8 protein-coding genes are annotated in these 9,482 nt (G+C 70.0%); 6 read left to right on the top strand and 2 right to left on the bottom strand.

From position 1 onward, the window contains the following. Both MMR14E_RS12700 and MMR14E_RS12695 read left to right on the top strand, forming a co-directional pair. Positions 1 to 314, top strand: a 314-nt coding sequence (locus tag MMR14E_RS12700; protein ID WP_331314729.1) for an ROK family protein, incomplete at its 5' end; no start/stop codon positions are given. 112 nt (positions 315 to 426) lie between these two features. Then, complete coding sequence (locus tag MMR14E_RS12695) at positions 427 to 1,323, top strand: bestrophin family protein (RefSeq protein ID WP_331314727.1); 897 nt, start codon at positions 427 to 429, stop codon at positions 1,321 to 1,323. A 3-nt stretch (positions 1,324 to 1,326) separates the two neighbouring features. Here the strand turns inward: MMR14E_RS12695 and MMR14E_RS12690 are convergent, their stop codons facing one another. Continuing rightward, complete coding sequence (locus MMR14E_RS12690; protein ID WP_331314725.1) at positions 1,327 to 1,908, bottom strand: histidine phosphatase family protein; 582 nt, start codon at positions 1,906 to 1,908, stop codon at positions 1,327 to 1,329. Positions 1,909 to 2,093: 185 nt separating this feature from the next. On the opposite strand from MMR14E_RS12690, the gene MMR14E_RS12685 reads away from it, so the two are divergent. The 4 genes from MMR14E_RS12685 to metH all read left to right on the top strand — a co-directional run bounded on the left by MMR14E_RS12685 (position 2,094) and on the right by metH (position 8,296). After that, entirely contained in the window at positions 2,094 to 3,104 is a 1,011-nt protein-coding gene (locus MMR14E_RS12685) for a metalloregulator ArsR/SmtB family transcription factor (RefSeq protein ID WP_331314723.1), read from the top strand. A 54-nt stretch (positions 3,105 to 3,158) separates the two neighbouring features. Further along, positions 3,159 to 4,079 carry a methylenetetrahydrofolate reductase [NAD(P)H] gene (metF, locus tag MMR14E_RS12680; RefSeq protein ID WP_331314722.1) on the top strand — a complete coding sequence of 307 codons (921 nt, stop codon included), beginning with the start codon at positions 3,159 to 3,161 and terminating at the stop codon, positions 4,077 to 4,079. 43 nt (positions 4,080 to 4,122) lie between these two features. After that, the gene (locus MMR14E_RS12675; RefSeq protein ID WP_331314720.1) at positions 4,123 to 4,374 is read left to right on the top strand and encodes a hypothetical protein; all 252 of its coding nucleotides are present in this window, start codon (positions 4,123 to 4,125) and stop codon (positions 4,372 to 4,374) included. Positions 4,375 to 4,543: 169 nt separating this feature from the next. Next, positions 4,544 to 8,296: a methionine synthase gene (metH, locus tag MMR14E_RS12670; RefSeq protein WP_331314719.1), complete on the top strand. Its 3,753-nt coding sequence runs from the start codon at positions 4,544 to 4,546 to the stop codon at positions 8,294 to 8,296. Between the two features lie 133 nt (positions 8,297 to 8,429). Here metH and MMR14E_RS12665 read toward each other — a convergent pair whose 3' ends face one another. After that, complete coding sequence (locus MMR14E_RS12665; RefSeq protein WP_331314718.1) at positions 8,430 to 9,434, bottom strand: SMP-30/gluconolactonase/LRE family protein; 1,005 nt, start codon at positions 9,432 to 9,434, stop codon at positions 8,430 to 8,432. Positions 9,435 to 9,482: the final 48 nt, after the last annotated feature.

Below are 9,482 nucleotides of genomic sequence, written 5' to 3'. Positions count from 1 at the left end.
ACGGCGGCGGCCTCGCCGCCGAAGCGATCGTCGCCGAAGCCCGGGCTGGGAGCCCGGCCGCGCGGGCGACGCTCGCCGTCCATCTCGAGCGGCTCGGGCGCGCGGCCGCCCAGGTGGTAAACCTCCTCGACCCGGACGTGATCGTGATCGGCGGTGGCCTGTCGCGCATCCCGGAGCTGATCGCGGGCCTGCCGGCGGCGATCGCCCCTCACGTCTTCTCCGACGGCTTCGACACGCCCGTGCGGGCGAGCCTGCACGGCGACGCCTCGGGCGTGCGCGGGGCGGCGTGGCTCTGGGAGGCGGAGGCCGTCTGAAGCCGGCCCGAGCGCGGCCCGGGCGCGATCGAACGGCTCAGCTCACAGAGACGTCGCTTGCGGCTCCGGAAGGGGCAGGGCAGGACGACGGCACCGCATCGCCGAAGCCCCAATGATCGTCCGCACCCGGCCCAACCTGCTGACCCTGCTGTTCACCCTGCGCGGCTCGATCCTGCCGCGGGTGGCGCCCAAGCTCGCGGGGATCGTCGCGGTCTCGTGCGCGGTGGTGTGGGCGGAATCGCGGTGGCCCGCGCTGTTCCCGGTCAGCGCCGGGGTGACGCCGTTCACCGTGGTCGGCCTCGCCCTCTCGATCTTCCTGAGCTTTCGCAACAACGCCTGCTACGAGCGCTGGTGGGAAGCCCGGAAGCACTGGGGCAACCTGATCGGCGAGGTGCGCAACCTCGCCCGCGCCCTCCCGGCCCTGCTGCCGGAGCGGGAGGCAGCGCTCCAGCTCCGGCGCCTGTCCGCCTTCGCGCACGGCCTCCACGCCCGCCTGCGCGACCTGGACGAGGCCGCCGCCGTCGACCGGACGAGCCCGGGATCGGACCTCTCCGGCCCGAATCCCACCGACTCCGTCCTGGGCGCCATCACCCGCGATCTCGCCGCGCTGACGCGGGCGGGCCGGCTCAGCGACATCCAGTTCGGCCTCATCGAGGCCCGGATCGAGGCGCTGTCGGGGGTGCACACCGCCTGCGAGCGGCTCGCCAACACGCCGCTGCCCTTCGCCTACACGCTGCTCGTGTACCGGACCGCGTGGCTCTACTGCCTGCTCCTGCCGGTGGGCCTCACCGGATCCCTCGGCTGGGCCACCCCGATCGTGGTCGCGCTGGTGGCCTACACGTTCTTCGGGCTCGACGCCCTCGGCGACGAACTCGAGGAGCCGTTCGGTACCGAGCCCAACGACCTGCCCCTCGACGCCATGGTCCGCGCCGTGGACCGCATCGTCCACCACGCCCTCGGCGAGCCGATGCCCCAGGCGCTGGCGCCCGACGGGTACTGGCTGCGCTAGCGCCTAACCGTTCCAGGCGCGCAGCACGGGCTCGGTGCGGTCGTGCTCGTAGCCGAGCACCGAGACGCTCGCGGTGCCGAGGACGAGGAGGGCGCCGCCCCGGGGCTCCAGGCCGATCCAGCGCGCGGCCAGCACCCGCAGAAAGTGTGCGCTGGAGAACACGATGAGATCGGTGTCGCGGGCGCGGGCCCGGGCGATGACCCGGTCCGCCCGGGCACCGACATCCGCCGCCGTCTCGCCCCGGGGGCAGCCGTCGCGGAACAGCCGCCAGTCCGGCCGCTCGGCCAGGATCGCCCGCGTGGTCCGGCCCTCGTAGGCGCCGTAATCCCACTCCGCGAGATCCGGGTCGATCGCGGCACGGTCGCCGAAGCCCGCGAGCGCGCAGGTCGTGGCCGCCCGGCTCGACGGGCTCGACCAGACCTCCGCGCAGGGGCGGGCCGCCAGGCGCGGCGCGAGGGCGCGCGCCGCTTCCTCGCCCTCCTGGGTGAGCGGAATGTCGCTGCGCCCGGTGTGCTGACCGGACCGGCTCCAGGCGGTCTCGCCGTGTCGGACCAGCGTGATCTGCGGGAACGGACTCTCGGACATGCGCGCCTCCCGGGCACGCGCTCGGCGGCCCTGCCATCGATCCTGCCACCAACCCTGGCATCAACGCCGCCGCCGCGCTCCGGTCTCATCGGTTCGGCACAGCCGTCCGGAGCGGTCGCGCGCCCTCGCGGACCTAGTCAAGATCGTGCTTGCGCCCGCAGGAAAACGGACATAAACATATCTTTATGTCTATCGAACGCAGGCAAGAGGCGGGGTCGATCCCCTTTTCGGAAGCCCTGGGCGTCCTGCGTGCCGCCGCGGAGGAGACGCGCCTGCGTATCCTGGCGCTGCTCGTCGAGGGTGAGCTGTCGGTGTCCGATCTCACCGACATTCTGGGCCAGTCGCAGCCGCGGATCTCCCGGCACCTGAAGCTCTTGGTGGAGGCCGGCCTCGTCGAGCGCCACCGCGAGGGAGCCTGGGCGTTCTTCCGGCTGTCCGACGCCCGCGCCGGTTTGGCGGACCCGCTGCTGTCCGGTCTCGATCGGACCGCGCCACCCCTGTCGGAGGATCGCGCGCGGCTCGACGCCGTCCGGGCGCAGCGGGCCGAGGCGGCCACGACGTTCTTCGCCCGGCTGGCGCCCAAATGGGACGAGCTGCGCTCCCTGCACGTGCCCGAGGCGATCGTGGAGGCCGCGGTGCTCGACGCTCTGGGCGACCGCCCGATCGGCAGCCTGATCGATCTCGGCACCGGCACCGGCCGGATGCTCGGCCTGCTGGCGCCGCGGGCCGGCCGCGCCACCGGGCTGGACTCGAGCCACGCCATGCTGTCCGTCGCCCGGGCCAACCTGGAGCGCCAGGGTCTCGCGCGGGTGGATCTTCGGCAGGGCGACATCCACGCGCCGCCCTTCGCGCGGGCGAGCTTCGACCTCGTCGTGGTCCATCAGGTGCTGCACTATCTCGACGACCCGGCCCGCGCGCTCCGCGGCGCCGCGCGACTCGTGGCGCCGGGCGGCCGCCTGCTGGTGGTGGATTTCGCGCCGCACGAGCTGGAATTCCTGCGCACCGGGCAGGCCCACCGCCGCCTCGGCTTCTCGGCCGAGCAGGTCTCCGGCTGGCTCGCCGAGGCCGGGCTCGCGACGATCGCCACCCGCGATCTGGCGCCGCGCGAGTCGGGCCAGCTGACCGTCACCCTCTGGCTGGCTCAGGACGGGCTGGCCGACACCGACACAGAACAGCCTCAGCGCGCCGTCGCCTGAGGCACCGATCTCCGCAGACTTCGTCTGAACCGACCGACATAGAGGACGAGACTGATGCGCCGCTCCACCCACCGCGCCAGCCGCGACGGCTACCACCCGATCCGCGTCTCGATCGAGTTCTTCCCGCCGAAGACCGAGGAGATGGAGAAGATCCTCTGGGCCTCGATCGAGCGCCTTGCCCCGCTGCAGCCGAGCTTCGTCTCGGTGACCTACGGGGCCGGCGGCTCGACCCGCGAGCGCACCCACAACACGGTGGCCCGGATGGTCCGCGAGACCAGCCTCAAGCCCGCCGCCCACCTCACCTGCGTCGACGCCTCCCGTGAGGAGATCGACGCGGTGGTCCAGTCCTACTGGGACGCGGGCGTGCGCCACATCGTGGCGTTGCGCGGCGACCCGGCCGAGGGCGTCGGCCACGCCTACCGGCCGCATCCGGAGGGCTACGCTTCCACCGCCGAGCTGGTCGAGGGGATCAAGCGGATCGGCGACTTCAAGGTCTCGGTCTCGGCCTATCCCGAGAAGCACCCCGAGGCGGCCTCCCTCGATGCCGATATTGATGCCCTAAAGGCCAAGGTCGATGCCGGCGCCGACCAGGCGATCACCCAGTTCTTCTTCGAGAACGAGATCTACCTGCGCTACCTGGAGAAGGTCCGGGCAGCCGGGATCACCATCCCGATCATCCCGGGCATCCTGCCGGTGCAGAACTTCAAGCAGGCGGCGAACTTCGCCCGCCGCACCGGCGCCTCGGTGCCGTACTGGCTGGCCGCCCGGTTCGAGGGGCTGGAGGACGACGTCGAGACCCGCCGCCTCGTCGCCGCCGCGGTGGCGGCCGAGCAGGTGCTCGACCTCGTGGACGAGGGGGTGAACGACTTCCACTTCTACTCGATGAACCGCTCGGATCTGGTCTACGCGATCTGCCACCTGCTCGGCCTGCGCGCCCAGGCGCCGAAGCTGGCGGCCGCGAAGGCTGCGGCTTAGATTTCAGTGACGCCCGGTTCGGGCGTGACTGGGGGTGACCGCCATGGCTGAGCCGCAGGATATGATCGTTCCGCTCCTTCGGGAGATGAGGACCGAGATGCAGACGAACTTCGCTGACGTCCGTCAGCAGTTCGAAGCAGTCAATGCACGCTTTGATAAGTTTGAACGCCGCTTCGACAATCTGCGTGAAGCTGTGAACGGCGAATCGGTCCTGGGCCGATACGCCGCCGCCGAGGTTGAGGGGCGACTCGATGCCATCGAGAAGCGCCTCGCCGCTTTAGAAAAGGCTGGCTGACCGCGACCGGCCCGAAACACCGATCGATCCCACCCTCCACCTCATCCTGAGGTGCCGCGAAGCGGCCTCGAAGGAGGGCTCCAGGGATCGACACGAGATCTGGAGGCCTCCTGCAAGGCCTCCGCTTCGCTCCGGCACCTCAGGACGAGGTGATCTGACAGGACGCACGATGACCGATTTTGCCCCCGTCGACGGCACCGAGATCGCGAAGGCCCTGCGCCAGCGCGCCGCGGAGAAGATCCTCGTCCTCGACGGGGCGATGGGCACCGTCATCCAGCGCCTGAAGTTCTCGGAAGAGGACTTTCGCGGCGACCGGTTCAAGGATCACGGCCACGATCAGAAGGGCAACAACGACCTCCTGATCCTGACCCAGCCCGACGCGATCCGGCAGATCCACCTCGACTACTTCCTGGCCGGCGCCGACGTCTGCGAGACCAACACCTTCTCGGGCACCACCATCGCCCAGGCCGATTACGGCATGGAGTCGATCATCCACGAGCTGAACGCTCAAGGAGCGCGGCTCGCCCGGGAGGCCGCCAAGCTCGCCGAGGAGAAGGACGGCCGCCGCCGCTTCGTGGCCGGCGCCATCGGCCCGACGAACCGCACCCTGTCGATCTCGCCGGACGTGAACAACCCGGGCTTCCGGGCCGTGACCTTCGATCAGGTCAAGCAGGCCTACGTGGAGCAGGTCCGCGGCCTGATCGACGGCGGCGCCGAGCTGATCCTGATCGAGACCATCTTCGACACGCTCAACGCCAAGGCCGCGGTGGCGGCGGCGTGGCAGGTCTTCGACGAGACCGGCATCCGACTGCCGATCCAGATCTCCGGCACGATCACCGACCTCTCGGGCCGCACCCTGTCGGGCCAGACCCCGGCGGCCTTCTGGCATTCGTTGCGGCACTCCGAGCCGCTGACCTTCGGCCTCAACTGCGCGCTCGGCGCCCGCGAGATGCGCGGCCACATCGCCGAGCTGTCGCGGATCTGCGACACGCTGGTCTGCGCCTACCCGAATGCCGGCCTGCCGAACGAGTTCGGCCTCTACGACGAGAGCCCGGAGGCGATGGGCAAGCTGGTCGGCGAGTTCGCCGAATCCGGCCTCGTCAACATGGTCGGCGGCTGCTGCGGCACCACGCCGGACCACATCCGCGCCATCGCGGAGGCGGTCGCCGGCAAGGCGCCGCGGCCGATCCCGGAGGTGCCGCGCCTGATGCGGCTCTCCGGCCTCGAACCCTTCGTGCTCACGCCGGAAATCCCCTTCGTGAACGTCGGCGAGCGCACGAACGTCACCGGTTCGGCCAAGTTCCGCAAGCTGATCACCAACGGCGACTACGCGGCGGCGTTGGACGTCGCCCGCGATCAGGTCGCGGCCGGTGCCCAGGTGATCGACGTCAACATGGACGAGGGCCTGCTCGACTCGCAGAAGGCGATGGTCGAGTTCCTGAACCTCGTCGCCGCCGAGCCCGACATCGCCCGGGTGCCCGTGATGGTCGATTCCTCGAAGTTCGAGGTGATCGAGGCCGGGCTGAAGTGCATCCAGGGCAAGCCGATCGTGAACTCGATCTCCATGAAGGAGGGCGAGGAGAAATTCATTGAGGCGGCACGCGTCTGCCGCTCCTACGGGGCCGCCGTGGTGGTGATGGCCTTCGACGAGCGGGGGCAGGCGGATTCCTACGAGCGCAAGGTCGAGATCTGCACCAAGGCCTATCGGATCCTGACCGAGCAGGTCGGCTTCCCGCCCGAGGACATCATCTTCGATCCCAACATCTTCGCGGTCGCGACCGGCATCGAGGAGCACAACCCGTACGGCGTGGCCTTCATCGAGGCGACCCGCACGATCCGCGAGACCCTGCCGCACGCCCACATCTCGGGCGGCGTCTCGAACCTCAGCTTCGCGTTCCGCGGCAACGAGCCGGTGCGCGAGGCGATGCACGCGGTGTTCCTGTTCCACTGCATCAAGGCCGGCATGGACATGGGCATCGTCAATGCCGGCCAGCTCGCCGTCTACGACGAGATCCCGGCGGAGCTGCGCGAGCTGTGCGAGGACGTGGTCCTCAACCGGCGCGACGATTCCACCGAGCGCCTGCTGGAGGCCGCCGAGCGCTTCAAGACCGGCGCCTCGGCCCAGGCCAAGACCGCCGACCTGACGTGGCGCGAGGCCCTGGTCGCGAAGCGGATCGAGCACGCGCTTGTCAACGGCATCACCGAGTACATCGTCGCCGACACCGAGGAGGCGCGCCAGGGCGCCGAGCGCCCGCTCCACGTCATCGAGGGCCCGCTGATGGCCGGCATGAACGTGGTCGGCGACCTGTTCGGCTCCGGAAAGATGTTCCTGCCGCAGGTGGTGAAGTCCGCCCGCGTGATGAAGCAGGCGGTCGCCTATCTCGAGCCCTTCATGGAGGAGGAGAAGCGCGCCAATGGCGGCGACGGCAAGCGCCAGGCCGCCGGCAAGGTGCTGATGGCCACCGTGAAGGGCGACGTCCACGATATCGGCAAGAACATCGTCGGCGTCGTGCTCGCCTGCAACAACTACGAGATCATCGATCTCGGCGTGATGGTGCCGGCCGCCAAGATCCTGGAGACCGCCAAGCGTGAGCAGGTCGACATCGTCGGCCTGTCGGGCCTGATCACCCCGTCGCTCGACGAGATGGTCCATGTGGCGGGCGAGATGGAGCGCGAGGGGCTCGACGTGCCGCTGCTGATCGGCGGCGCCACCACGAGCCGCGTCCACACGGCGGTGAAGATCCACCCGGCCTACGCCAAGGGCCAGGCAGTCTACGTCACCGACGCGAGCCGCGCGGTCGGCGTGGTGTCGAGCCTGATCTCCAAGGAGACCCGCGGGCCGACGATCGAGAAGGTCCGGGCCGAGTACGCCAAGGTCGCCGACGCCCACAGGCGCTCGGAGGCCGATAAGCAGCGGCTGCCGCTCGCCAAGGCGCGGACCAACGCCTTCAAGATCGACTGGTCGGCCTACAAGCCCGCCAAGCCGACTTTCACCGGCACACGGGTCTACGGCTCCTACGAGGTCGCCGACCTCGTGCCCTATATCGACTGGACGCCGTTCCTGCAGACCTACGAGTTCAAGGGCCGCTTCCCGGCGATCCTGGACGATCCCGAGCAGGGCCCGGCCGCCCGCGCCCTCTACGAGGACGCGCAAGGGATGCTGAAGCAGATCGTGGAGGAGCGCTGGTTCAACCCGAAGGCGGTGATCGGCTTCTGGCCGGCCAACAGCGTCGGCGACGACATCGCGCTCTACACGGGCGAGAGCCGGTCGGAGCGGCTCGCCACCTTCCACGGATTGCGCCAGCAGCTCTCGAAGCGCGACGGGCGGGCGAACACCTGCCTGTCGGATTTCGTGGCGCCTTCCGAGACCGGCATCGCCGACTATGTCGGCGGCTTCGTGGTCACGGCGGGCCTGGAGGAGGTGCGGATCGCCGAGCGCTTCGAGCGGGCCAACGACGATTACCGAGCGATCCTCGTGAAGGCGCTGGCCGACCGCATCGCCGAGGCCTTCGCCGAGCGCATGCACGAGCGGGTGCGCAAGGAGTTCTGGGGCTACGCGTCCGACGAGGCCTACGGGCCCGAGGAGCTGGTACTGGAGAAGTACGACGGCATCCGCCCGGCCCCGGGCTACCCGGCCCAGCCCGACCACACCGAGAAGACCGCGCTGTTCGACCTGCTGAAGGCCGAGAGCCGGATCGGCGTGAAGCTGACCGAGTCCTACGCGATGTGGCCGGGTTCGTCGGTGTCGGGGATCTACATCGCCCACCCGGAGGCGCACTATTTCGGCGTCGCCAAGGTGGAGCGGGATCAGGTCGAGGATTACGCCGCCCGCAAGGGGATGGATGTCCGCGATGTCGAGCGCTGGCTCGGCCCGATCCTGAACTACGACCCGGCGCGGTACATGCCGCAGGCGGCGGAGTAGGGGCGGGGCACCACCGTCATCGCGAGCGCAGCGAAGCGACCCAGGGCAGCGCGACGTCGATCAACGCGGCGCCCCTGGATTGCTTCGCTCCGCTCGCAAGGACGGCAGGGCGGCGCGAGCCGCCCATCCAACCTCAGCAGGTCCCCGCACCCCGCGTGTTCACGTACAGTGAATAGACCGAGTGCGTGGACGTCATCAGAAGCAGGTTGCGGTTGAGTCCGCCGAAGCACAGGTTGGCGCAGCGCTCCGGCAGGCGGATCCGGCCGATCAGCTTGGCCTGCGGCGAGAGCACGATGACCCCGTCCTCGGCCTCGCTCATCCCCCAGCCGCACCAGAGATTGCCGTCGACGTCGACCCGGAACCCGTCCGGCGTGCCGGTCCCGGCATCGTAGAAGACGCGGCCGTTCGCGGTCCTGGTGCCGTTCTCGACCACGTCGTAGACGCGGATCAGGCGGTTCGGCTTCGCCCGCGCCTCGATCACGTAGAGCTTGGACTCGTCCGGCGAGAAGCAGAGCCCGTTCGGACCCGCCACGCCCTCGACAGCGACGCTGGCCTGCCCCGTCTTCGGGTCGATCCGGTAGACGTTGCCGGGAAGCTCCGGCGTGGCCATCGATTCGTGCGGGTTCGGCCCGAAGGCCGGATCGGTGAACCAGACCGCGCCGTCGGAATGGCAGACCACGTCGTTCGGCGAGTTCAGCGGCTTGCCGTCGAACCGGTCCATCAGCGTGGTGAGGCTGCCGTCGTGCTCGGTCCGGGTGACGCTGCGCGTCCTGTGCTGGCAGGTGATCAGCCGGCCCTGCCGGTCGCGCGTGTTGCCGTTGGCGTAGTTCGAGGGCTTGCGGAACACCGAGAGCGCGCCGGAGGCCTCCTCCCACTTCATGATCCGGTCGTTGACGACGTCGCTGAACAGCAGCGATCCCATGTCGCCGAACCAGACCGGCCCCTCGGCCCAGCGGAAGCCGGTGGCGACCCGCTCCACCGTCGCCGAGGCGAGGCGGTACTTGGCGAAAGCCGGATCGAGGATCTCCACTGCCGGGTCGGGCACCCGCTGCGACGGCTCCCAGCCGGCTCCGGCCGCCCGCGCGGCGCCGATCAGGGCCGCTCCGGCGAGCAGCCCCCTGCGTGCGATCATGACCATGGTACCTCCCTGTGGTGCGGCCCGCCGCCTGTTGCCGGCGGCTCGGGC

The sequence above is a fragment of the Methylobacterium mesophilicum genome, assembly GCF_036441335.1.
GTDB lineage: Bacteria > Pseudomonadota > Alphaproteobacteria > Rhizobiales > Beijerinckiaceae > Methylobacterium > Methylobacterium mesophilicum_B.
This window is presented reverse-complemented; position numbering and strand designations above follow the sequence as displayed.